This window comes from Mycobacterium sp. NGS34 (assembly GCF_059812845.1).
In genome coordinates, this window is the sequence record NZ_JCALDM010000007.1 from 1 (window position 1) to 23254 (window position 23254).

The following is a 23254-nucleotide window of genomic DNA, read 5'->3' on the forward strand; positions in this document are numbered from 1 at the left end:
GCCGCCCGCGGCGCCCGCGCCGAACAGCAGGTGGCTTCCGCCGGCCCCACCATTCCCGCCGGTGGTGGCGCCGGCCCCGCCGGTCCCGCCGGCGCCGGCGGCGCCGAACAGTCCGCCCGACCCGCCAACGCCGCCTGACCCGCCGCCCCCGAGCGCGGATCCCACCCCGCCTGCCCCGCCGATACCGCCGGCGCCGCCGAGCATTCCGCCGGCGCCGCCGGCCCCGCCGGCACCGCCGGTAGTCGAGCCGAGCCCGCCGGCGCCGCCTAACCCGCCGTGGCCGCCGAACAGCCCGCCGACCCCGCCGGCGCCGCCTGCCCCGCCGGTGACGGAGCCGAACCCGCCGACCCCGCCGGTCCCGCCGGCACCGAAGAACAGCCCGCCGGCGCCGCCGGCCCCGCCGACACCGCCGGTGGTGGACAGGCCGCCCGGACCACCGGCGCCCCCGGCCCCGCCCGCCCCGAACAGACCGGCGGCCCCGCCCGCTCCGCCGTTGTGTCCCGGCGCGCCGGACCCGCCGTTGCCGCCGCTGCCGAACAAGATCCCGCCGGCCCCGCCGGGGGCCCCGGTCCCGGCGGCGCCGTTGGCGCCGTTGCCGATCAGCGGGCGTCCCAGGAACGTGAGGAAGGGGGTATTGATCGCGCCCAGCACGATTTCCAGTGGCGAGGCGTTGGCCGCCTCCGCGCTGGCATACAACCCTCCCGCGCCGGCCAACGCCTCCGCGAACTGGTTGTGGAAGGCCGCCGCCTGCTCGCTGACCGCCTGGAATTCCTGCGCGTGGCTGGAAAACAGCGACGCGATCGCCGCCGACACCTCGTCACCGGCGGCGGCGAGCACGCCGGTGGTCGGAGCCACCGCCGCCGCCCTGGCCTCGCCGATCGTCGCCCCGAGACCCGCCACATCGGAAGCCGCCGACGCCATCGTCTCCGGCACTGCGATCACAAACGACATCCCGCACCTCTCACTCGGTCGCGACAGACAAGGACGTCCCGCACCTTCGCTCGCTGCACGAACCGGAGGAGGGTGATCAGGACCGGCTCACCGTAACCCAGCGGCTGCCGGATCTGCGGTTTTGCCGAAGACTCGGCCATGTCGCGCCCGCGCCGGAGTCGGTCCGGCGGGTGACCGCCGAGGCCGTCGCGGCCACCAGAACGCCGTCCGCTGAAGCAGACCCGTCGTGGGGGCGACCGTGGGACGACGCCGAGCGATTTTGCCAGGTGAGGCGGGGTTTCGGCTCATAGCTGCTACTTAACTAGCGCATAGCCACAACTACTCCTAACGCACGCATCATTTGTCTCATGAGTGAAACATCTGAAACCCCAACCGTGCGGACCGCTACCGCAACTGAACCCGCACCGGCGGCAGCGTCGGTGCTATACCGGACCCCCAAGGTCTTCCTCGCCGCGGCATGGGTTGCCATCGTCGCCGGAGTCGTGTTCATCATCTCGGTGATCTTCTTCACCGGGATGGCGCTCGGGCACGGCCACGGCGGCATGCACCACCACAAGCACCACGCGGCGTTCATGCATCCGCACCGCTTCGGCCCCGGCGGCCCGGGCGGACCCGGCGGACCGGCCGGACCACCCGCGGCGGTACAGGGCGGCGGCCCCGCCTCGGCGACCCCCGGCGCCCCGGGGCCCAGCCAGATTCCGTCGTCCGTCGCCCCCACGCGGACCCCGTAGCCCCGCGGGTCGTTAAACCCACATCCGATGGCCCGGCGCTCGCACGAGCGCCGGGCCGCTCGATTCACAGCAACATTTGTGTCTCGGACCTGTTCTCGCGGTTGGCGGCGGGGGCAGTATTCAAGGCATGACCCAAACACCCGAACCGTCAACGCAACCGACGTCCGTCGCCGCGGCCCCGCCTGCGTACACACCGGTCAAGCCTCCCCGGGTATATGTCGCCGCCGCGTGGGTGGTGATCGTCGCCGGGATCGTCTTCATCCTCTCGACCGTCTTCTTCGCCGGTGCCATGGTCGTGGGAATCGGCCATCACTGGCACTACTACAAGCACCACCACGGCATGATGTACGGCCCCGGTGGACCCGGCGGCCCCGGTGGACCGGGTGGTGGACCGTGGCAGTACGGCGGCCCATGGGGTCCGGGCATGGGCGGCCCGTGGGGTCCGCCGCCGGGCTTCGGGCCGGGCGGTCCCGGGGGGCCCAGCCAGACGCCGACGCCCAGCGCCCCGGCACCGGCGCCGAACACGCCGGGCAATCCGCGCCCGTAGACGAAACTGCGCGGGCCCCTTATGTCCCGCCGCGCCGAAAGTTGTTGGGCCGATTGCCGTTACGCGACAACCCCGGCGATGGGTCCGGAGACCGGTTGGCGCACAACAGTATTGGAAATGTAAGCGGCCCCCTCTTCGGCAACTGTGTCGAGAAGGGGGTCCCGGCCCGAAAATCGGTGTTCGCCACCCGGCGGCCGCCCTGGCATGATCGAAAACCATGACCATGCGCATCCGCGCTGCGGTGATGACCATCGGGGTGGCGGTCGGGGGAGCGTTGGGTGTCCCCGTGGCGGTCGCTCACCCGTCGGAGCCCGGGGTGGTGAACTACGCGGTCCTGGCGAAGGGATCGGTCGGCAACATCGTCGGCGGGCCCATGGGCTGGGAGTCGGTGTTCACGCAGCCGTTCCAGGGCTATTCGGTCGACGTTCCGGTTTGCAACAACTGGGCCGACATCGGGCTGCCCGAGGTCTTCGACGACCCGGATCTCGCGTCGTTCAACGGGGCGACCACCCAGACGTCGGCCAGCGATCAGACCCACTTGGTGAAGCAGGCCGTCGGCGTATTCGCCAATAACGACGCCGCCGGGCGGGCCTTCCATCGCGTGGTGGACCGGACCGTCGGCTGTTCGGGCCAAACCACCGCGATGCACCTGGACAACGGAATCACGCAGGTGTGGTCGTTCGACGGCGGCCCGGCCACGGGCGCGGACGCGAACTGGACGAAGCAGGAGGCGGGCACCGACCGCCGGTGCTTCGATCAAACCAGGCTGCGCGAAAACGTATTGTTGCAGGCCAAGGTCTGCCAATCTGGCAACGCGGGACCCGCGGTCAACGTGCTGGCCGGGGCCATGCAGAACGCGCTGGGTCAGTAGCGTGGATCCGGATCTTCGGGTGGTCCGTCACGGGAAAGTCCGGCAGGACGGGAATATGTCGGTGCGATCTGCAAGATGAAGTAGTGGCGTTGAAATTTCCGTTGGCTACGCAACAAGCGGCGCGTCCTGGAGGAATCGTGATATGACGTTCGCCCCGGCCAGCGCCGCTCAGGCCGAAATGGCCGACGCGGCGGCCGCCGCTGAATACATCGCCGACGGCTGCCTCGTTGACGGCCCGCTGCGGAGCATCGGTCTCGAGCTGGAGGGCCACTGCCACGACCCGGCCGACCCGCACCGCAGGCCGCGCTGGGCCGAAATCGCGGCCGTTCTCCAGCAGCTGCCCACCCTGCCCGGCGGCAGCGCCGTCACGGTGGAACCCGGCGGAGCCGTCGAACTGTCCGGCCCGCCCGCGGACGGGGTGCTGGCCGCCGTCGACGCGATGAATCGGGATCAAGCCGTGCTGCGGTCGGCCTTCGCCGACGCCGGGCTGGGCCTGGTTTTCCTCGGGGCGGATCCGCTGCGGCCGCCGAAGCGCATCAACCCCGGTGCCCGCTACCGCGCCATGGAACAGTTCTTCCGCGCCAGCCGCTCCGGCGAGGCGGGCGCGGCGATGATGACGTCGACCGCGTCGATCCAAGTCAACGTGGACGCCGGGCCGCGCGACGGCTGGGCAGCGCGGGTCCGGCTGGCGCACGCGCTGGGCCCCACGATGATCGCGATCGCCGCCAACTCCCCGATGCTGGGCGGCGAATTCACCGGCTGGGTCTCCACCCGGCAGCGGGTGTGGGGGGACATGGACTCGGCCCGCTGCGGGCCCATTCTGGGGGCCAGCGGCGACGACCCGGGCACCGACTGGGCGCGCTACGCGCTCAAGGCCCCGGTGATGCTGGTGCACAACCCCGACGCCACCGCCGTCACGCGGTGGGTGCCCTTCGCCGACTGGGTGGACGGCCGGGTGTTGCTCGGTGACCGGCGTCCGACGATCGCCGACCTGGAATACCACCTGACCACGCTGTTCCCGCCGGTGCGACCGAGACAGTGGCTGGAGATCCGCTACCTCGACAGCGTGCCGGACGCCCTGTGGCCCGCGGTGGTGTTCACGTTGGTGGTGCTGCTCGACGACCCGGTCGCCGCCGACCTCGCGGCCGAGGCCGTCGAACCGGTCGCCACCGCGTGGGACGTCGCGGCCCGGGTGGGCCTGCGCGACCGCCGGCTCTACGCGGCGGCCAACAAATGCGTGGCCGTCGCCGCCGAGCGGGCGCCGGCGGAACTGACCGACGCGATGCAACGGTTGGTCAGCGGAGTCGAGCGGGGCCGATGTCCCGGCGACGACTTCTCCGACGAGGTGATCGAGCACGGCATCGAGGCGACGGTCTCGAGGGCCGCGCGCTGGCCGCAAGGGGGCCCGTGACTTCTCGGGAAAAGCTGGCCGACGATTTGGCGCGGGCGCGAGCGCGGACGCTGCGGCTGGTCGAGTTCGACGACGCCGAGCTGTGGCGGCAGTTCGACCCGTTGATGAGCCCGCTGGTGTGGGACCTCGCGCACATCGGTCAGCAGGAAGAGTTCTGGCTGCTGCGCGGCGGTGATCCGTCCCGCCCGGGGATCCTGCCGCCGGCCGTCGAGGGCCTCTACGACGCTTTCGAACACTCCCGGGCCAGCCGCGTCGAGTTGCCGCTGCTGTCGCCGGAGCGCGCGCGGTCGTATTGCCGCACCGTGCGGTCCGCCGCACTGGACGCGCTCGACGCCCTGCCCGACGATCCCGCCGGTGTGGAAGCGACGTTCGCCTTCGGGTTGGTGGTCAGCCACGAAAACCAGCACGACGAGACCATGCTGCAGGCGCTCAACCTGCGCACCGGCGCGCCGCTGCTGCGCGACGCCCCGGCCCTGCCCGGCGGCCGGCCCGGTCTGGCGGGAACGTCGGTGCTGGTCCCCGGCGGCCCGTTTGTGCTGGGTGTGGACGCGGCCAGCGAACCGTATTCGCTCGACAACGAGCGCCCCGCCCACGTCGTCGACGTGCCCGCCTTCCGGATCGGCCGGGTCCCGGTCACCAACGGCGAGTGGCGAGGGTTCATCGACGACGGCGGCTACGACGAGCCGCGGTGGTGGTCCGAGCGCGGCTGGCAGCACCGGCAGACCGCGGGTCTGACCGCGCCGCAGTTCTGGAGTTCCGACGGCCGAACCCGCGCCCGTTTCGGCTACATCGAGGACATCCCCGCCGACGAGCCGGTGCAGCACGTCACCTATTTCGAGGCCGAGGCCTATGCGGCCTGGGCCGGGGCGCGGCTGCCTACCGAGATCGAGTGGGAGAAGGCCTGCGCGTGGGATCCGGCGGCCGACGCCCGGCGCCGCTACCCATGGGGGGAGCGGGAGCCGTCCGACGACCTGGCCAACCTGGGTGGCACCGCGCTGCGGCCCGCCCCCGTCGGCGCGTATCCCGCCGGCGCTTCGGCCTACGGCGCCGAGCAGATGCTGGGCGACGTCTGGGAGTGGACCTCTTCGCCGCTGCGGCCGTGGCCGGGGTTCGTCCCGATGATCTACGAGCGCTACTCGCAGCCGTTCTTCGACGGCGACTACCGGGTGCTGCGCGGCGGCTCGTGGGCCGTCGAGCGGGGGATCGTGCGGCCCAGCTTCCGCAATTGGGACCACCCGATCCGGCGTCAGATCTTCTCCGGTGTCCGCCTGGCGTGGGACGTGACCGACTGATGTGCCGTCACCTGGGCTGGCTCGGCGCCGACGTCACCGTCTCCTCGCTGGTGCTGGACCCGCCGTGCGGGCTGCGGGTGCAGTCGTACGCCCCGCGCCGCCAGAAGCACGGGCTGATGAACGCCGACGGTTGGGGCATCGGGTTTTTCGACGGGAACGTGCCCCGGCGCTGGCGCAGCCCGGCGCCGCTGTGGGGCGACGCGTCGTTCGATTCGGTGGCGCCGGCGCTGCGCAGCCACTGCGTGGTGGCCGCGGTGCGCTCGGCGACCGTGGGCATGCCGATCGAGGCCAGCGCGACGGCGCCGTTTACCGACGGCCGCTGGCTGTTGTCGCACAACGGCATCGTCGACCGCACGGTGCTGCCGTTCACCTCGTCGGCCGAATCGGCTTGCGACAGCGCCATCCTTGCGGCCACCATCTTCGAGCGCGGGCTCGACGCGCTGGCCGACACCATCGCCGAAATCGGGGCGGCCGACCCGTTGGCTCGGCTGAACGTGTTGGCCGCCAACGGCTCTCGGCTGCTGGCGACCGCCTGGGGCGACACCCTGTTCGTCCTGCCCCGCGACGACGGGGTGGTGCTGGCCAGCGAACCGTACGACGACGCGCCCGACTGGCAGGACGTGCCGGACCGCCACCTGGTTGAGGTCACCGAGCGGGGGGTCACGCTGACGCCCCTCAATTCGAAAGGCTCTTCATGACGCTGACGCTGTCCAACCACCTCGCCGCCGACTCGGCGTACCACGCGCTGCGCCGCGACGTGCTCGACGGCCTGCGGCAGACACCGAAGTCGTTGCCGCCCAAGTGGTTCTACGACTCGGTGGGCAGCGACCTGTTCGACCAGATCACCCGGTTGCCCGAGTACTACCCGACGCGCGCCGAGGCCGAGATCCTGCGCGCCCGGTCGGGCGAGGTCGCGGCGGCCAGCGAAGCCGACACGCTGGTCGAATTGGGCGCCGGGACGTCGGAGAAGACCCGGCGGCTGCTGGACGCGCTGCGCGACCGGGGCTCGCTGCGCGGGTTCGTGCCGTTCGACGTTGACGCCAACGTGCTGTCGGCGACCGCGACCGCCATCCAGCGCGAGTACCCGGGCGTCGAAATCAGCGCGGTCTGCGGGGATTTCGAGGAACACCTGACCGAGATACCCGACGGCGGGCGGCGACTGTTCGTCTTCCTGGGGTCGACCATCGGCAACCTCACGCCCGGTCCGCGCGCGCAGTTCCTCGCCACGCTGGCCGGGGTGATGCGGCGGGGGGACAGCCTGTTGCTGGGCACCGACCTGGTCAAGGACGCCGACCGGCTGGTCCGCGCCTACGACGACGCCGCCGGGGTGACGGCCCGGTTCAACCGAAACGTGCTCGCGGTGATCAACCGCCAACTCGACGCCGACTTCGACATCGACGCCTACCAGCACGTGGCGCGGTGGAACACCGACGAGGAGCGCATCGAAATGTGGCTGCGGTCCGGCCGGCGCCAGCGGGTGCAAGTCGGCGCGCTCGAATTGACCGTCGATTTCGCGGACGGCGAGGAAATGCTCACCGAGGTGTCGTGCAAGTTCCGCCCGGACGGGGTCAGCGCCGAGTTGGCCGCCGCCGGGCTGCGCCGCATTCGTTGGTGGACCGACGCCGCGGGCGACTTCGGGCTGTCGCTGGCGGTTAAGTGAGCCTGGCCGACCGATGGCGGGCGGCCCGCCCGCCCGTGGCCGGGCTGCACCTGGACAGCGCCGCCTGCTCGCGCCAGAGCTTCGCGGCCCTGGACGCGGCGGCCAAGCATGCGCTGCACGAGGCCGAGGTCGGCGCGTACGTCGCGGCCGAGGCGGCCGACCCGGTGCTCGAGGCCGGACGCGCCGCGGTCGCGACGCTGTGCGGCACACCCGACGCCGAGGTGGTGTTCACCACCGGCTCCCTGCACGCGCTCGATCTGCTGCTGGGCGCTTGGCCGGCCGACCGGCGCACGCTGGCCTGCCTGCCCGGCGAGTACGGCCCCAACCTGGCCGTGATGGCCGCCTACGGGTTCGAGGTGCGGACCTTGCCGACCCTGGACGACGGCAGGCTGGCGTTGGACGAGGCGGCGTTCGAACTCGAAAGCGACCCACCGGATTTAGTGCATCTCACCCCGCTGGCCAGCCACCGGGGCGTGGTGCAACCGCTTGCCATGGTGGCCAAACTCTGCCGTCAGCTGAGCCTGCCGCTGGTGGTCGACGCCGCACAGGCGCTGGGCCACATCGACTGCGCGGTGGGCGCCGACGCCATGTATTCGTCGTCGCGCAAGTGGATCGCCGGACCGCGCGGCGTCGGTGTCCTGGCCGCCCGGCCCGGGCTGATGGACCGGCTGGTGCCGCGGCTTCCGGCGCCGCAGTGGGCGTCGCAACTGTCGGTGGCGCAGCAACTCGGCTTTGGTGAAGCCAATGTCGCCGCGCGGGTGGGCTTTTCGGTTGCTGTGGGAGAGCACCTGGCAGCCGGGCCGGACTCGGTGCGTGCCCGGCTGGCCGAGCTGGGCGCGATCGCCCGGAGCCTGCTGAGCGATGTCGACGGCTGGCTGGTGGTCGAAGAGGCCGAGGAGCCCAGCGCCATCACGACGCTGGCCCCCGTCGACGGCGCCGACCCCGAAGCGGTGCGGGCGTGGCTGCTCGCCGAGCGACGGATCGTGACGACCTACGCCGGGGTGGCGCGCGCGCCGCGGGAACTGTCCGCCCCGGTGCTGCGGATCTCGCCCCACGCGGACACCACCGCCGACGACCTGGAGACCTTCGCCGAGGCGCTGATCGCGGCCACCGCGGCAACCGGCTGAAAATACCGGATTCGTCAATTTCGACCGCGATTTTGACCGAAAGTATGAAAAGGCCTGTTCTTATTGGGCATGTGTGGGGTAACTTTTGGCTTCTGTAGCGCGCGGCGAATCAGGGATCGGGACCTGCAACGGCTCGCCGTCGACGATGCAGCCGGTGGGAAGGGGTGCGTGATGGATTTCTCCGCGATGCTCCTTCGGATCAACTCGCCCCGGGACGGCTGGCCGGTGAATTGGCTTCGGCCGCAGCCTCATTCAGCTAGCTCGCTCCTTTGCGGCGTGCGGGAAAGGAGATGGAGATGTCCTATGTGATCACCGTGCCGGAAGCGGTGCAGGGCGCGGCCCAAGACCTGGCGGGCATTCGCGCCTCGCTGACCCAGGCCGCCGCGACCGCGGGACCCACCACGGCGATCGCGACCGCCGCTGGCGACGAGGTATCGAGCGCGATCGCCTTGCTCTTCGGCAGCGCCGGCCAGCAATTTCAGGCGCTCAACGCCCAAGCGCAGGCCTTTCATGCGGAGTTCGAAAGACTGTTGACCGCGGGCGCGTCGGCATACGTCGGCGCCGAGGCGGTTAACGCAGGGCAGGCGGCCCCCGCAGCCGTGGCGGCGGCCGTACCCGCCGCGACCTACCGAACCTTCAACCTTTTCAACGGCCTCGTCGACATCAATATCGGGACCGGTGGCATTCAATTCACGATCAGCACACCCGGGTTCATCCTGCCGGCGGTGCACGTGCCCCCGATCAGCGTCGCCCCCTTCAATCTGCCCCAGCTCGCCATTCCGCCCATCAACTTTCCGGCCGGCGCCACGCTCGCGAACCTGACGGTGACTCCGTTCAACTTGCCGCAGCTGTCGATACCGTCGATCAACATCCCGGCCGGGACGACGCCCGCCAACATCACCGTGGGTGCCTTCAACCTGCCACAGATCACGACACCCGCCATAACGGTGCCGCCGATCGACCTGCCCGCGGTGACGATACAGGCGTTCCAGACGCCGCTGATCCAGGTGACGGGCTTCAGCCTGCCGTCGATAACCGTTCCCCAGATCAACCTTCCCCAGATACAGATCCCGGATATCAATGTTCCGGGTGGCGGCCAGACGGTGGTCCACCTGCATACCGGGAACGTCCTCTTCCCGGACTATGACATCAACCTTGAGTCGTTCGATTTCGCGCCATCGCTCGGCTTCAACACTCCGGGCTTCATCACCCAATTCGGGCTCCCCAGTATCCAGGTCGGCGCCTTCACCCTGCCGACCCTGATGATCAGCAACCCGAGCGGCGGCGCCTACACGCTCCCGGCCGTCAGCTTGTCCGGCTTCACCATCCCATCGGTCACCGTTCCGCCCATCGCTGTCGGCGGTTTCACGCTGCCGCAGCTCAGTTGGCCGGCGTTCGCCACGGCGCAGTTGACCATCCCGCCGATCGGTGTCGGCGGCTTCACGCTGCCGCAGGTCAGCTGGCCGGGCTTCGCCTCGGCGCCGTTGACCATCCCGCCCGTCGGTGTCGGCGGCTTCAGCCTGCCCGGGGTCGACATCCCCCAAATCACCGTGGCGCCCGTTCAGTACGACCAGTTCACGATCCCGCCCATCCCCACCTGGTTGAACGGGCTGAGCGTCGAAGCGAACAACTTCCTTTCGATCGTCAACGACGTCGCGGCCAGCCTGCTGGGCACCGGCCCCTAACCAGGCGCCGCTACGACAGTCCGGCAAGCAGTGAGCTCAGGCTGAATAAGCCCGATGTAAAGGCGCCGGTGTTCGACAATCCCGAGACCGCGCCAAATAGGTTGGGGAATAAGCTGTTCGGGACGCCGGTGTTGAAAAAGCCCGACATCTCGCCGGTCACACTGATGCCCCCGTTGCCGATGGCCGTGTTTCCAAAGCCCGACACGAAGCCGTTTAATCCGCCACCGCTAGAGGTGTTGAAGAAGCCCGAGACATCGGGGCCAGTGTTGCCGAAACCCGAGTCAGTGGCACCGGTGTCGCCGGTGGCCCCGAAGCCCGTGTTCGCGGTGCCCGAATTCCAGAAGCCAGTGTTGACGGTGCCCGAGTTCCCATTGCCCGTGTTGATGTCGCCCGAATTCCAGAAACCCGTGTTCCATGCGCCCGCGTTCCCCTGGCCGGTGTCTAGCTGGCCCGAGTTGAACAAGCCGGTGTTCAGCGTGCCTGTGTTGCCGATGCCGAAATTTACGTCGCCCGAGTTCCCCACGCCGAAGTTCCCGATGTGCGATTCTCCGATGCCGACATTGTTGAGGCCGTGGGTGAGGGTATTGCTGCCCGAGTCGAACATGCCGATATTGCCGGTACCCGAGTTGAAGAAGCCGATGTTGTTGGTGCCCGAGTTCCCGATGCCGATGTTGCCGCTACCCGAGTTCAGGCCGCCGAAGCTGAATTGGTTGGTTGCGGTGTTGAAATAGGTGTTCCCGATACCGATCTCATTGCTTCCCGTAAGTCCGAAGCCGATGTCGTTGGTGCCGTTGTTCCCCGCACCGACGTTCCCGTCGCCGGTGTTTCCGCCACCATAATTCCCGGCACCGGTATTCCCGAAGCCGAAGTTGTTGACGCCGGTATTTCCCATTCCCACGTTTCGGCCCGTGGTGGTAGTGCCGCCGTTGTTTCCGAAGCCGATGTTTCCGGCGCCGATGTTGCCGGAGCCGAAGTTGTTGCTGCCATGGTTTCCGCTGCCGACGTTGCCGCTGCCGAGGTTTCCGCCGCCCAGGTTGGAACTGCCGGTGTTGCCGGTGCCGACGTTGGCGCTGCCGGTGTTGCCGTTGCCGAGGTTGGCGTTGCCGATGTTGCCGATGCCCAGGTTGGGCAGGGTTGCCAGCACGTCCTGCAGTGTCTGCGCGGGTGCCAACTGTGCCGCGGCGGCAGACGCGCCGGAGTAATAGCCCGACATCGCCGACACGTCCCGGGCCCACATGGCCTCGTAGTCAGCTTCGAGTTGGGCGATCGCCGGCGCGTTGAGACCGAACCAGTTCGACATCACCATTTGCACCAGCGAATTACGGTTGAGGTCCACCAGGATCGGGTGCACCGTGCCCGCCTGCGCGGCCTCAAACGCGCTCACCACCGCGCGGGCCTGCCCGGCCGCCGAGGCCGCCTGCGTCGCGGCCTGGCTCAGCCACCCCGTGTACGGGGCGGCCGCGGCCGTCATCGCCTGCGCCGACGCACCCTGCCAGGCCTGACCCGCCAGCCCTGAGGTCACCGATCCGAACGACGATGCCGCCGCACCCAGTTCGGCGGCCAACACGTCCCAGGCCGTCGCCGCCTCCAACATGGGCGCCGAACCCGCGCCCGAAAACATGAGCAGAGAATTGATTTCCGGGGGCAACACCATGAAATTGGTCATCGGTAGACCTCCCAACCGATTCCGGTTTCCGGATTCCCGATTCGCTTGACGCAACGGGGCGGCTGATGGAATCGGGCAATCCAAGCCGCAATGCTACGGCTACCGCAAGGTCGGCACTTCCTTTTCCGCAAAAGCAAGGTCGAATTGACCGAAGCGTGGCGCCGTAAACCCTCAGCCGGCCTTGTGCGCCGACAGCAGGAAGGCCGGCAACTTCATCCGCCCCTTCTCGTCGCGGTCGTGCGGCGGGAATTCGAACGGCGCGTCGGCCAGTGCCGGGATGTTCGCGTGGATGAAGGCGGGCCGGATCTCGTCGATCTCCCAGTATTTGCTCACCGCGGCGCGCAACTCGTCCTCGTCGACCTCGTTCGGCTTGGGCTCCATCTCGGCGGGGAAGGCGCCCTTGGCGAACACGAGCACGAAATAGCTCGCGCCCGGCGCGGCCGCGCGATGGACCGAGCGCAGGTATCCGTCGCGGCCCTCCACCGGCAGCGAATGGAACAGCGTCGAATCCGCGACGGTGGAGAAGCGTCCGTCGTAGCCGGTGAAGGACGTGATGTCGGCCTGCACGAAGGCGGCGGTGGTCAGGCCCCGCTCGGCGGCCGCCTTGGTGGCGGCGGCGACGGCGGTCGGCGTGAGGTCGATGCCGACCACGGTGTAGCCCTGCGCGGCCAGCGCCAGCGACAGCTCGGCGACCCCGCACCCGGCGTCCAACACGTCACTGCGGAACTTTCCGGCCGCTATCAGCGCCGCCAATTCCGGCTGCGGCTCACCGATGTTCCACGGCGGTGGCCCCTGGAATTCGCCCTCCTCGCGGTACGCGCCGTCCCAGTCCATGATGTCGGATGACATGGTTCCCCTATCTATCCCAGGTGTGCACCGGCGCGTTGGCATGCATGTGTTCGCAATACCGCCGCAGCATTTCGGCGAGCGCCGCGGGCCGGCTCATGCCGCCGTCTTCCAGCGTACGCACGGTGGAGACCTGCCAGCTGGCCCCGTTGCGGCCGGCCCGGGCGCGCCCCTCGATGACGCCCAGGAACCGGTCGCGCACCTCGGCGTCGACACCCCAGCGGCGCAGTCCCTCGTCGGCGATCGGCAGCAAGGTGTCGAGCACCAGCTCCCGCGCCGACACCTTGCCCATGCCGGGCCAGAGCAGACGGGCATCGATGCCGTGGCGCGCCGCCTCGAGGAAATTCTCCCGCGCCACAAGGAAACCCATCCTCTTCCAGAGCGGGTCCTCGTCTTCGGACAGGCCGCGCAGCGCGCCGTAATAGAAGGCGGAGTTCCCCAGCATGTCGATGACGGTCGGCCCGGCCGGCAGCACCCGGTTCTCCAGCCGCAGATGCGCGCGCCCGTCGACGACGTCGTACACGGGCCGGTTCCACCGGTACACGGTGCCGTTGTGCAGGCGCAGCTCGGGCAATTGCGGGGTGCGTCCCGCGGCCAGCTCGGCGACCGGGTCCTCGTCGGAAACCTCCGGCAGCAGGGACGGGAAATATTGGATGTTCTCTCCGAACAGGTCCAGCACGGAGGTGATCCAGCGTTCGCCGAACCACACCCGCGGCCGCACGCCCTGGGCCTTGAGCTCCTCGGGACGGGTGTCGGTGGACTGGGTGAACACCTCGATCCGGGTCTCCGACCACAGCTGGTGGCCGAAGAAGTACGGCGAGTTGGCCCCCAGCGCCAGCTGCGGGCCCGCGAGGATCTGGGCCGCGTTCCAGTTCGCGGCGAACTCCTCGGGGGCGAGCTGCAGGTGCAATTGCATGCTGGTGCAAGCGGATTCGGGCGCGATGGTGGCGGCGTTCCAGCTCAGCGGCTCCGGGCCGGAGATGTCGATCGGGATGTCCTCGCCGCGGGCGGAGAAGATCGAGTCGTTGAGGGCGGCATACCGCTTCGACTCGCTCATCCAGCCTTCGGAGAGGTGTTCGGGCATCAGCGTGGGCAGGATGCCGATCATCACGATGTGCGCCCCACCCGAGTTGGCCTTGGCCTCGGCGTCATTCAGGCTGGCCCGCACCTCGGCCTCGAGGTCGAGCCCCGTGTGCCCCGGCAGCGGGCGGGGCGGGACGTTGAATTCGATGTTGTAGGCGCCCAATTCGGTCTGGAAGGCGGGGTCGGCGATGGCCTCCAGCACGGACCGGTTCGACATGGCCGGCTGGTAGTCCGCGTCGACGAGGTTGCATTCGATCTCCATGCCGGTGAGCGAACGGTCGGAATCGAAGCGCGACTGGGCGAGCATCGTCTCGAAGACGTTCAGGCACAACCGCACCTTGCGCCGATATTCCGAGCGTTGCGCGCGGTCATACGTGGTGCGCTTGACCTCTTCGCCCACAACGCCGATGCAACAGGTTTACCGGCGGCAACGCAAGGGCGACAGGCTGACCAGTGCTGACGGCGAGAGGGTGGGTAGACCATCATGGACGTGAGGAGTCTCAATCACGGGTGGAGGAGAGCTAGTTGGCCGAGTCCGCTGAATTCGTAGCCGCAATCGATCAGGGCACCACCAGCACCCGCTGCATGATTTTCGATCACGACGGCGCCGAAGTGGCCCGCCATCAGCTCGAGCACGAACAGATCCTGCCCCGCGCCGGCTGGGTCGAGCACGACCCGGTGGAGATCTGGGAGCGCACGTCGTCGGTGCTGATGTCGGTATTGAACCGCGCCAAGCTGACGCCGAAACACCTGGCGGCCCTGGGGATTACGAATCAGCGCGAAACCACGCTGGTCTGGGACAAACGGACCGGCCGGCCGTACTACAACGCGATCGTCTGGCAGGACACCCGCACCGACCGGATCGCTTCCGCGCTGGAGCGAGACGGCCGTGGCGACGTGATTCGCCGCAAGGCCGGCCTGCCGCCGGCGACCTACTTCTCCGGCGGCAAGCTGCAATGGATCCTGGAAAACGTCGACGGGGTCCGCGAGGCCGCCGAACGCGGTGACGCCCTGTTCGGCACCGCCGACACCTGGGTGTTGTGGAATCTCACCGGGGGCCCACGGGGCGGCGCGCACGCCACCGACGTGACCAACGCCAGCCGGACCATGCTGATGAACCTGGAAACCCTCGACTGGGATGACGAGCTGTTGTCGCTCTTCGGCGTCCCCCGCGCGATGCTGCCGGCGATCGCGGCGTCATCGCCCCTGCAGCCCTACGGTGTGACGCTGGAAACCGGGCCGCTGGGCGGCGAGGTGCCGATCACGGGAGTCCTGGGCGACCAGCACGCGGCGATGGTCGGTCAGGTGTGCCTGGCCGAGGGCGAGGCCAAAAACACCTACGGCACCGGCAATTTCCTGCTGCTCAACACCGGCGAGACGATCGTGCGGTCGAAGAACGGCCTGCTGACCACGGTCTGCTACCAGTTCGGCGACGCCAAACCCGTGTACGCGCTCGAGGGTTCGATCGCGGTCACGGGCTCGGCGGTGCAGTGGCTGCGCGACCAGCTCGGCATCATCAGCGGTGCCGCGCAGAGCGAGTCGCTGGCCCGTCAGGTCCCCGACAACGGCGGGGTGTACTTCGTCCCGGCGTTTTCCGGGTTGTTCGCCCCCTACTGGCGATCCGACGCCCGCGGCGCGATCGTGGGGCTGTCCCGGTTCAACACCAACGCGCACCTGGCGCGCGCGACGCTGGAGGCGATCTGCTATCAGAGCCGCGATGTGGTGGACGCGATGAAGGCGGATTCCGGTGTGCGCCTTGAGGTGCTGAAGGTCGACGGCGGCATCACCGGCAACGAGCTGTGCATGCAGATCCAGGCCGACGTGCTGGGCGTGGACGTGGTGCGGCCGGTGGTCGCCGAGACGACCGCGCTCGGCGCCGCCTACGCGGCGGGCCTGGCCGTCGGGTTCTGGGCCGATCCGTCGGATCTGCGGGCGAACTGGCAGGAGGACAAGCGCTGGACGCCGACCTGGGACGACGAGCGGCGCGAGGCGGGATACGCGGGTTGGCGCAAGGCCGTGCAGCGCACCCTGGACTGGGTCGATGTGACCTGATCCAGGGCCCGCTGCCGCCGGACCTCAGTCCTCGCCGAGGATGCCGTAGACCTCGCGGCGGGCGTTGTTGATGATCTCGACGATGCGTTGCTGCTGCTCGTCGGTGGCGGTGTGCGCGGATTGCGCGACCGCGCCGAACAGCTGGCCGATGGCCGCGCGCAGGTTGACCGCGCCCGGGTCGGCGCCCTCGGCGATCTCGTCCCACGGCTTGGTCTCGATCTTCTCAGCCGCCGCGCGTCCCTCGTCGGTCAGCTCGAAAAGCTTCTTGCTGCCGTCGGTTTCGCTGGCGCTGATCAGGCCTTCGTCGTCCAGCAGCTGCAGCGTCGGGTACACCGACCCGGGGCTGGGCCGCCAGATCCCGTTGCTGCGCTCGGCGATCTGCTGGATCATCTCGTAGCCGTGCATCGGCCGTTCGGCCAGCAGGGCCAGGATGGCCGCGCGCACGTCGCCGCGCCGTCCGCGGCCGGAGCCGCCACGACGCCGTCCGCCGCGCCGCCCACCGGGGCCGAACCCGAAGCCGAAGCCAGGGCCGAACCCGGGACCGAATCCGGGCCCGAAACCGGGCCCGAAGTGGTCGCCGGCGTGGTCGCGGAGGTGTTCGCGGAATTCCCGCCGGGCCTGTCGCCGGGCGTCGTGCAGGGCGCGCCGGTCCACCGGGTCGGGGCCGAAGCCGAAACCGGGCCGGCCCACGAAGGGGCCCTCGGGGGGTGTGAATGGGTTGCTCATGGTTGGTAGTTCCTCTCAATGCTTTGTGGGTAGCGCGCCGATCGCGCGCTACGGAATATCACGATATATCGGAAACTAACGCGATGCAACGAGATATTCCGCAAGGACGTGGTCCGGGCGCGCCGAAACCGCGCTGACCTGGGGAAAATGAATTTCGCGTCGCCGGCGCCGCGCGGTTTGCATCCCGCGGACGGCGGGTAGGACCTGAGGGATGAACGCTGACAACAACCTGACGATCGGCGGCGGAACGCAGAGCGCGGCCGAGCCCACCCGGGGCGACGACGCCCGGGGCCGCGGCGCGTGGCCGTGGGTGAACTGGGGGTTGGCGCTGGCGACGGTGCCCGCCGCGGCCATCGTGATGCTCTTCGCGCTCGGCGCGGTGATGAGCACCGACGGATGCAGCGACCGCAGTTGTCCCAACCTGGGCCGCGGCGGCATCGACTTCGGTGTCGCGTTCTACGGCGCACCCGTGGTGGCGTTTGTCGTCCTTCTCATCTCGTTCTTCACCGCAAAGCGCCGCGGCGGAATCGCTGTTCCGCTGGTCGGTTGGGCGCTGCTGGTCGCCGACGTCGCGCTGATGGCGGCGGCCGTCTCCGGCTAGCCCGGCGGGGCGAAGCCGCCGGGATCCGGCTCCGGGGCCCGCTGCTGTTGGGATTGCTGCGGCCACGGCACGGGCGGCGGGGCCGGCGCCGGCGCCGGCCACGGGCCAGCCGGGGGCATCGTGGGCGGCTGGGGTTGCAGCTGGGGTTGCAGCCGGGCCAGTTCGCGGCGATGGCGCTCGGCGAGCACCGCCGCGAGCACCAACTCCGGCGGGGCGCCGGGCGGTGGCGGCGGTGCGATGCGCGACACGACGTCGCCCGCGATCCGGTACGCCATCTGTAGTCGCAGCTGACCATCGAGTTGCGAAGCGCGGGACAGGAACTGCCGCGCGACCTCGGCCTGGCCGGCGCCCAGCCCCGACAGCTGCAGCGAGGACGCCCACCACGCCAGCGACGGCGGCATCACCGGCGGCGGGCTCAGCCGGGGGCCGCGCTCGCTGACGACGACGGTGCCGGCGAAGACGTCGCCGATGCGCTTGCCCTTGGGTGAGAAGATGCTGCAGATGACCGCGGGACTCCCCGCGAGCATCCAGATCTCCACCACCGACGCCAGCGCCCGAAACAGCGCCTGCCGGAAGCGTTCTGGGCCGCCGTCCTCGGACACCACCCGCAGGCCCATCGCGATCTTGCCCACCGACCTTCCCCGCGTGGCGGTTTCGAACGCCAACGGGTAGCCGACGATCACCAGCACCGTGAAGATGAGCAGGACGGCCGTGCTCAGCGCGGTGTCGAACTGGGTGAGGGTGGCCGCCCACAGCATCATGCCGAGCACGTAGCAGATGAAGATCACCGTGATGTCGATCAGCGCGCTGGCCGCCCGCACCGGCAACTGGGCGATCTGCACGTCGAGCACCACGGCGTCCCCGGTCACCACCTCCGACATAACACCGAACGGTACAGGCCGATTAGGCTGCGCAGGGTGGACGTCGACGCATTCGTGCTGACCCATCGCGGTACGTGGGACCGCCTCGACCAGTTGGTCAAGAGGCGCCGGTCGCTGAGTGGCGGCGAGGTCGACGAACTCGTCGAGCTTTACCAGCGGGTCTCCACCCACCTGTCGATGTTGCGGTCGGCGTCCTCGGATTCGCTGCTGATCGGCCGGCTGTCGAGCCTGGTCGCGCGCGCCCGCTCCGTCGTGACGGGTGCCCATGCCCCGCTGAGCAGTACGTTCGTCCGCTTCTGGACGGTGTCGTTCCCGGTGGTTGCGTATCGCACCTGGCGGTGGTGGTTGGGCACGGCGGTCGCGTTTTTCGCCGTCGTGGTCATCATCGCGATGTGGGTGGCCGGGAACCCGGAGGTGCAGTCCGCCCTCGGAACGCCAAGCGACATCGACGAATTGGTCAACCACGATGTCGCGTCGTACTACAGCGAGCACCCGGCCGCCGCGTTCGCCCTGCAGATCTGGGTCAACAACTCCTGGGTGTCGGCGCAATGCATCGCCATGTCGGTCGTGTTGGGCCTGCCGATCCCGATCATCCTGTTCAACAACGCCGCCAACCTCGGGCTGATCGCCGGGCTGATGTTCCAGGCCGGCAAGGGCGGCATCCTGTTGGGCCTGTTGATCCCGCACGGGCTGCTGGAGCTGACGGCGGTATTCCTCGCGGGCGCAACGGGGATGCGGCTGGGCTGGTCGGTGATTTCGCCGGGCGACCGCCCCCGCGGACAGGTCCTCGCCGAACAGGGCCGCGGCGTCGTGTCGGTCGCCGTCGGGCTGGTGGGTGTGCTGCTGGTCTCGGGGCTGATCGAGGCGCTGGTGACGCCGTCACCGTTGCCGACGTTCGTCCGGGTGGGCATCGGGATCATCGCCGAGGCCGCATTCCTGTCCTACATCGTGTATTTCGGTCGGCGCGCGGCGAAGGCCGGCGAGACCGGCGACACCGAAGACGCGCCCGACGTGGTGCCCACCGGCTGAGCCGCGAAAGTTACAGTCGCCCGGTGGCTTTCATCGCCAGATAGCGGTCGGCGAGCGCGGGCGCGATCTCGGTGGGCGGGGCGTCGACGACCTCCACCCCGCCGCGCCGCAGCCGCGTCGCGATCGCGCCGCGATCGTTGCGGGACCGTTCGGCGGCCGCCGCGTCGTAGACGGCGGCGGGGTCCGAGCGCCCGGCGGCCATCTGGTCGACGCGCGGGTCGCCGACGGCGGCGATCATCACGTGATGTTTGGCCGACAGCTGCGGCAGCACCGGCAGCAGGCCCTCGTCCAGGGCGGTCGCGTTGAGGTCGGTCAGCAGCACGACTAGCGACCGTCGCCGGGTGCGCCGCAGGATGGTGGCAACCATTGCGCGCCAATCGGATTCGACGAGCGCCGGCTGCAGCGGGGCCATCGCGTCCACCAGCTGGGCGAGCAGCTCGGTGCGCGACGCGCCGAACACGCCGGCCCGGCTCACCCGGTCGTGGGCGAGGAAGTCGACGTGATCGCCGGCCCGCGATGCGAGCGCGGCCAGCAGCAGTGCGGCGTCCATCGCCCAGTCCAGCCGGGGCCACCCCGCCGGGTCGGACGCGGTCGGGTCGACGCCGACGCGACCCGCCGCCGTGCGCCCGGTGTCGAGCGCGATCACCACGCGCCGGTCACGCTCGGGTCGCCAGGTGCGGACCACCACGTCGGCACGCCGGGCGGATGCGCGCCAGTCGATCGAGCGCACGTCGTCGCCGACGACATACTCGCGCAGCGAATCGAATTCGGTTCCCTGCCCGCGGATCAGCGTCGGCAGGAGCCCGTCGATCTCACGCAGCTTGGCGAGCCGCGACGGCAGGTGCTTGCGCGACAGGAAGGGCGGCAATACCCGGACCTGACCCGGCACCGGCCGCGAACCCTGCCGCCCGGCCAACCCCAGCGGCCCGATCGATCGCGCCGTCACCGCGGCGGCGCGCTGGTCGCCGCGACGAACCGGGCGCAGCCGGGTCTCGAGCGGATGCGCCTGCCCGGCCGCGATGTTGACGGCGTGAGTCCGCGGCTCGGCGCACGCGCTGGGTGGCCAGGCGTCGCGGATCTGCCCGCGGAACCGCCGACGTCCGCCGTTGTGCACCTGCAGGCCGATCGTCACCGGCTGCGCGAGCCGGGCCGAGCAGTCCGGTGTGCGGGTATAGCGCAACGCGCGGGTACTGGCCGCCAGCGCGGCGTCGACGACCACCAAGGTCGCCAGCAACACGAACAGTATCACGAAAGCCCTTGTCGGCCAGGGCGATACCGCGATGGGCAGGACGCCGATCAGCGCCAGCAGCCCGGTGCGCCCAGTCAGGATCACTAGCGGGGCACCGGCACCGACGCCAGGATCCCGTCGAGCACGCCGTCGGGCGTCGCCCCTTCGAGCTCGGCCTCGGGGCGCAGCATGACCCGGTGTCGCAACGTCGGGCGGGCCATGGCCTTCACGTCGTCGGGAGTGACGTAGTTGCGGCCCGACAGCCACGCCCACGACCGCGCGGTGGCCAGCAGCGCCGTCGCCCCGCGCGGCGACACGCCCAGCTGCAGGGCGGGCGATGAGCGGGTGGCGCCGACGATGTCGACGATGTAGCCCAGCACCTCGTCGGCGACCAGGACCTGTTGCACCGCCTTGCGTCCGGCCGCGAGCTCCTCCGGCCCGGCCACCGGGTTGATCTCCGACAGGTCGCGGGGATCGAAGCCGTGCGCGTGCCGGCCGAGGATGGCGATCTCGGCGTCGCGCGACGGCAGCGTCACATTCAGTTTGAGCAGGAACCTATCCAGCTGGGCCTCGGGCAGCTGATAGGTGCCCTCGTATTCGATCGGGTTCTGGGTCGCGGCAACGATGAACGGGTCGGGCAGCGGCTTGGCCTCGCCTTCGACGCTGACCTGACGCTCTTCCATCGCCTCGAGCAGCGCGGCCTGAGTCTTCGGCGGGGTTCGGTTGATCTCGTCGGCCAGCAGCAGATTGGTGAACACCGGGCCCGGCCGGAACACGAACGCGGCGGTGCGCGCGTCATACACCAGCGAGCCGGTGACGTCGCCGGGCATCAGGTCGGGGGTGAACTGCACCCGCTTGAACTCCAGTTGCAGGGCGGCCGACATCGCCCGCACCAGCAGCGTCTTCGCCACTCCCGGAACGCCTTCCAGCAGCACGTGGCCGCGGCACAACAACGCGATGACCAGGCCGCTGACCACCCCCTCCTGCCCGACGACGGCCTTGGCGAGCTCGGCCCGCAACGCCAGCAGCGATTCGCGCGCCGACTCAGCGCCGGGGATTTGTGTTTGCGTCACGTTCGTGTGACCTGCCTTTCGATGTCGTCGAGCGCACGGGCAAGTTGTAGCAGGTCGTTGTCGGTGGCCAGCGGTGGCCCGAACAGCTGGTAGGAAACGAATCCTGGGTCCGCGCCGCAGCGTCGGGCCACGGTCGCCACCACCGCGGGTGCCGGCGCGCCCGGGCCGAGGCCGAGGCGGGGCAGCAGCCGCTGCACCGTGGCGGTGCGCAACGCCGCGGCGGCGCGGTCGCGGGCCCGATGGGACCGGTAGAGCCGGCCGCGGCCCTCGACGGTCTCCGACGCGCGCACCACGACGGGCAGTTCCTCGGCGACCAGCGGGCCCGGCCGGCGGCCCTTCCACAGGGCGACGAGGAGCACGACCAGGCACAGTTGCCAGACGATCCAGGTCACGTTTTCCGGGATCAGGTCGGAAATCGATGCGGGGGAAGACGTTTCGCCTTCGATGCGGTGGGGCGCGTACCAGATGAGCCGGGGCCGCGCGCCCGCAAGGTTCATCGCCAGCGCGGCATTACCCGCCTGCAGCAGGCTCCCGTTGGTCATGAAGTCGGTGCTGCCGACGGCCGTGACCGTCCGCCCGTCGTCGCGGTAGCGGACGAGGATCCCGTCGTAACAGCTCGTCATGTCCCGGCGGTCGGTGGCGCGGTAGGTTTCGCTGGGCCCGAATCGCACCGTTCCGGCGCGATTCGCCTCTCGCAGCGAGCAATTCGGGTTCTTGTCGAATGACGTGCTGCCGGCCGACATGCGGATTCCCGGCATCAGTGCCTCCCGCGCGCGCACCGTCGGCTCCACCAGCAGCAGATCGCCGGGGGCGTGGCCCAGCCGGTCCAGCAGCACGGTGTCGGTGAGGTATTGGCTCTGCGCCACCAGGATCTGCGTGCCCGGTCGCGCCGCGCGCTCGACATCGGCGACGGTGTCGGCCACCACCACCTCGACGCCGCCGTCGCGCAGCAGCGTCACGAGCGCGCGCGCCCCGTCCGGCTCGGTCGATTTCGGATCCATCCGGGCGCCGGGCCGCGGTGCCGTCAGGTAGGCGCTGATACCGGCGATGACGGCGAGCGCGACGATGATGAGGACCGCCCAGGCCCACGTTCGCCACCGCCGCAACGGCATTGCCGCCGCCGGACGCGTCGTCGTCATCGGACCTGCGCCCAGGAGTCGGTGGCCTCGGGCCGGTCCGTCGCCGGCGCCGCGGCGGCCGAGCGCGACCGCAGATGGTCGTCGAGGGCGGCGATCATTCGATAGGCGGCCTCGGTTCCGGGCCGCTCGCCGTAGGTCACGTCGTTGAATGCCGTTGCGGCCTCGGACAGTTCGCTGCCCAGGTGCGGTAGCGCCGCGCCGGCGTCGGAGGCCAGCTCGTTGGCGGTGCGGCCCGGGGCCGGTTCCAGCACGCCGGTCTCCTCGAGTTGGCGCGCGACGGCGCGCAGCCGATGCCGAATCGCTGCGGACCAATCGCCTTGCGCGGCATAGCTTTCGGCGGTGGCGCGATGCTGCGCCGCGGTGAGCTGGGCGGCCTCGAACAGCTGGTAGTCGCCGCCGCGGTTGGTGCGCATGGTGCGTCGTGCGATACGGACGGCGACCACGACCGCGATCGCCACCAGGATGAGCAGCACGCTGGTGGTGAACCAGCCGCCCGGTATCGAGGCGGTCTTGTCCAGCAGCCGGTAGATCAGTTCGTTGACCCACTCGGCGAATTGTTGGGCCGCCGAACCTTTCGTATAGATCGGTTTGCCCAGCTCTATCTGTGCGGCCTGATGGGCGGCATCGCGGTCGATGTCGATGGAAGGCACTGTGC

At 69.9% G+C, this 23254-nt stretch carries 22 protein-coding genes; 12 read left to right on the forward strand and 10 right to left on the reverse strand.

What is annotated here, in order from left to right; all coding sequences use genetic code 11:
* The coding region (locus AC5Y7V_RS18115) for a PE family protein (protein WP_499881425.1) at positions 1–951 on the reverse strand (951 nt) is incomplete at its 3' end.
* A gap of 347 nt (positions 952–1298) precedes the next feature.
* On the opposite strand from AC5Y7V_RS18115, the gene AC5Y7V_RS18120 reads away from it, so the two are divergent.
* The 9 genes from AC5Y7V_RS18120 to AC5Y7V_RS18160 all read left to right on the forward strand — a co-directional run bounded on the left by AC5Y7V_RS18120 (position 1299) and on the right by AC5Y7V_RS18160 (position 10275).
* On the forward strand, positions 1299–1682 hold the full coding sequence (locus AC5Y7V_RS18120) for a hypothetical protein (RefSeq protein WP_499881426.1): 384 nt from the start codon (positions 1299–1301) through the stop codon (positions 1680–1682).
* Positions 1683–1809: 127 nt separating this feature from the next.
* Positions 1810–2229, forward strand: coding sequence for a hypothetical protein (locus AC5Y7V_RS18125; protein ID WP_499881427.1), 420 nt, complete (start codon positions 1810–1812; stop codon positions 2227–2229).
* Between the two features lie 223 nt (positions 2230–2452).
* Entirely contained in the window at positions 2453–3100 is a 648-nt protein-coding gene (locus tag AC5Y7V_RS18130; RefSeq protein WP_499881775.1) for a sensor domain-containing protein, read from the forward strand.
* 142 nt (positions 3101–3242) lie between these two features.
* Positions 3243–4511: an ergothioneine biosynthesis glutamate--cysteine ligase EgtA gene (gene egtA / locus AC5Y7V_RS18135; protein WP_499881428.1), complete on the forward strand. Its 1269-nt coding sequence runs from the start codon at positions 3243–3245 to the stop codon at positions 4509–4511.
* Positions 4508–5803 (forward strand): ergothioneine biosynthesis protein EgtB, encoded by a 1296-nt coding sequence (egtB, locus tag AC5Y7V_RS18140; protein ID WP_499881429.1) that lies wholly within the window; start codon positions 4508–4510, stop codon positions 5801–5803. The genes egtA and egtB overlap by 4 nt, the downstream gene beginning before the upstream one ends.
* Positions 5803–6501 (forward strand): ergothioneine biosynthesis protein EgtC, encoded by a 699-nt coding sequence (gene egtC / locus AC5Y7V_RS18145; RefSeq protein ID WP_499881430.1) that lies wholly within the window; start codon positions 5803–5805, stop codon positions 6499–6501. Before egtB ends, egtC begins: the two co-directional genes overlap by 1 nt.
* Entirely contained in the window at positions 6498–7463 is a 966-nt protein-coding gene (gene egtD / locus AC5Y7V_RS18150; RefSeq protein ID WP_499881431.1) for an L-histidine N(alpha)-methyltransferase, read from the forward strand. Before egtC ends, egtD begins: the two co-directional genes overlap by 4 nt.
* Positions 7460–8590 (forward strand): ergothioneine biosynthesis PLP-dependent enzyme EgtE, encoded by a 1131-nt coding sequence (gene egtE / locus AC5Y7V_RS18155; RefSeq protein WP_499881432.1) that lies wholly within the window; start codon positions 7460–7462, stop codon positions 8588–8590. Before egtD ends, egtE begins: the two co-directional genes overlap by 4 nt.
* A gap of 296 nt (positions 8591–8886) precedes the next feature.
* On the forward strand, positions 8887–10275 hold the full coding sequence (locus AC5Y7V_RS18160; RefSeq protein WP_499881433.1) for a PE family protein: 1389 nt from the start codon (positions 8887–8889) through the stop codon (positions 10273–10275).
* Between the two features lie 10 nt (positions 10276–10285).
* Here the strand turns inward: AC5Y7V_RS18160 and AC5Y7V_RS18165 are convergent, their stop codons facing one another.
* The 3 genes from AC5Y7V_RS18165 to AC5Y7V_RS18175 all read right to left on the reverse strand — a co-directional run bounded on the left by AC5Y7V_RS18165 (position 10286) and on the right by AC5Y7V_RS18175 (position 14270).
* Entirely contained in the window at positions 10286–11941 is a 1656-nt protein-coding gene (locus AC5Y7V_RS18165) for a PPE domain-containing protein (protein WP_499881434.1), read from the reverse strand.
* A gap of 171 nt (positions 11942–12112) precedes the next feature.
* On the reverse strand, positions 12113–12790 hold the full coding sequence (locus AC5Y7V_RS18170; protein ID WP_499881435.1) for a class I SAM-dependent methyltransferase: 678 nt from the start codon (positions 12788–12790) through the stop codon (positions 12113–12115).
* Between the two features lie 7 nt (positions 12791–12797).
* Positions 12798–14270, reverse strand: a complete 1473-nt coding sequence (locus AC5Y7V_RS18175) for a glutamate-cysteine ligase family protein (RefSeq protein ID WP_499881436.1) — start codon at positions 14268–14270, stop codon at positions 12798–12800.
* 125 nt (positions 14271–14395) lie between these two features.
* Between AC5Y7V_RS18175 and glpK the strand changes: the two genes are divergently transcribed.
* Positions 14396–15922 carry a glycerol kinase GlpK gene (gene glpK, locus AC5Y7V_RS18180; protein WP_499881437.1) on the forward strand — a complete coding sequence of 509 codons (1527 nt, stop codon included), beginning with the start codon at positions 14396–14398 and terminating at the stop codon, positions 15920–15922.
* A 24-nt stretch (positions 15923–15946) separates the two neighbouring features.
* On the opposite strand, the gene AC5Y7V_RS18185 is transcribed toward glpK, so the two are convergent.
* Positions 15947–16648 carry a PadR family transcriptional regulator gene (locus AC5Y7V_RS18185; protein WP_499881438.1) on the reverse strand — a complete coding sequence of 234 codons (702 nt, stop codon included), beginning with the start codon at positions 16646–16648 and terminating at the stop codon, positions 15947–15949.
* A gap of 211 nt (positions 16649–16859) precedes the next feature.
* Here AC5Y7V_RS18185 and AC5Y7V_RS18190 point away from each other — a divergent pair, with 211 nt between their 5' ends.
* Complete coding sequence (locus AC5Y7V_RS18190) at positions 16860–17249, forward strand: hypothetical protein (RefSeq protein WP_499881439.1); 390 nt, start codon at positions 16860–16862, stop codon at positions 17247–17249.
* On the opposite strand, the gene AC5Y7V_RS18195 is transcribed toward AC5Y7V_RS18190, so the two are convergent.
* Positions 17246–18130: an RDD family protein gene (locus AC5Y7V_RS18195; RefSeq protein WP_499881440.1), complete on the reverse strand. Its 885-nt coding sequence runs from the start codon at positions 18128–18130 to the stop codon at positions 17246–17248. The two genes, AC5Y7V_RS18190 and AC5Y7V_RS18195, sit on opposite strands and share 4 nt — an antisense overlap.
* Before the next feature lie 36 nt (positions 18131–18166).
* Here AC5Y7V_RS18195 and AC5Y7V_RS18200 point away from each other — a divergent pair, with 36 nt between their 5' ends.
* Positions 18167–19159 carry a stage II sporulation protein M gene (locus AC5Y7V_RS18200; RefSeq protein ID WP_499881441.1) on the forward strand — a complete coding sequence of 331 codons (993 nt, stop codon included), beginning with the start codon at positions 18167–18169 and terminating at the stop codon, positions 19157–19159.
* A 10-nt stretch (positions 19160–19169) separates the two neighbouring features.
* On the opposite strand, the gene AC5Y7V_RS18205 is transcribed toward AC5Y7V_RS18200, so the two are convergent.
* The 4 genes from AC5Y7V_RS18205 to AC5Y7V_RS18220 are packed head-to-tail and all read right to left on the reverse strand — an operon-like array spanning position 19170 to position 23249.
* Positions 19170–20492 (reverse strand): DUF58 domain-containing protein, encoded by a 1323-nt coding sequence (locus AC5Y7V_RS18205; RefSeq protein WP_499881442.1) that lies wholly within the window; start codon positions 20490–20492, stop codon positions 19170–19172.
* Positions 20492–21460, reverse strand: coding sequence for an AAA family ATPase (locus AC5Y7V_RS18210; protein ID WP_499881443.1), 969 nt, complete (start codon positions 21458–21460; stop codon positions 20492–20494). Before AC5Y7V_RS18210 ends, AC5Y7V_RS18205 begins: the two co-directional genes overlap by 1 nt.
* The gene (locus AC5Y7V_RS18215; RefSeq protein WP_499881444.1) at positions 21457–22599 is read right to left on the reverse strand and encodes a DUF4350 domain-containing protein; all 1143 of its coding nucleotides are present in this window, start codon (positions 22597–22599) and stop codon (positions 21457–21459) included. The genes AC5Y7V_RS18210 and AC5Y7V_RS18215 overlap by 4 nt, the downstream gene beginning before the upstream one ends.
* Positions 22596–23249 carry a DUF4129 domain-containing protein gene (locus tag AC5Y7V_RS18220; protein WP_499881445.1) on the reverse strand — a complete coding sequence of 218 codons (654 nt, stop codon included), beginning with the start codon at positions 23247–23249 and terminating at the stop codon, positions 22596–22598. The genes AC5Y7V_RS18215 and AC5Y7V_RS18220 overlap by 4 nt, the downstream gene beginning before the upstream one ends.
* Positions 23250–23254: the final 5 nt, after the last annotated feature.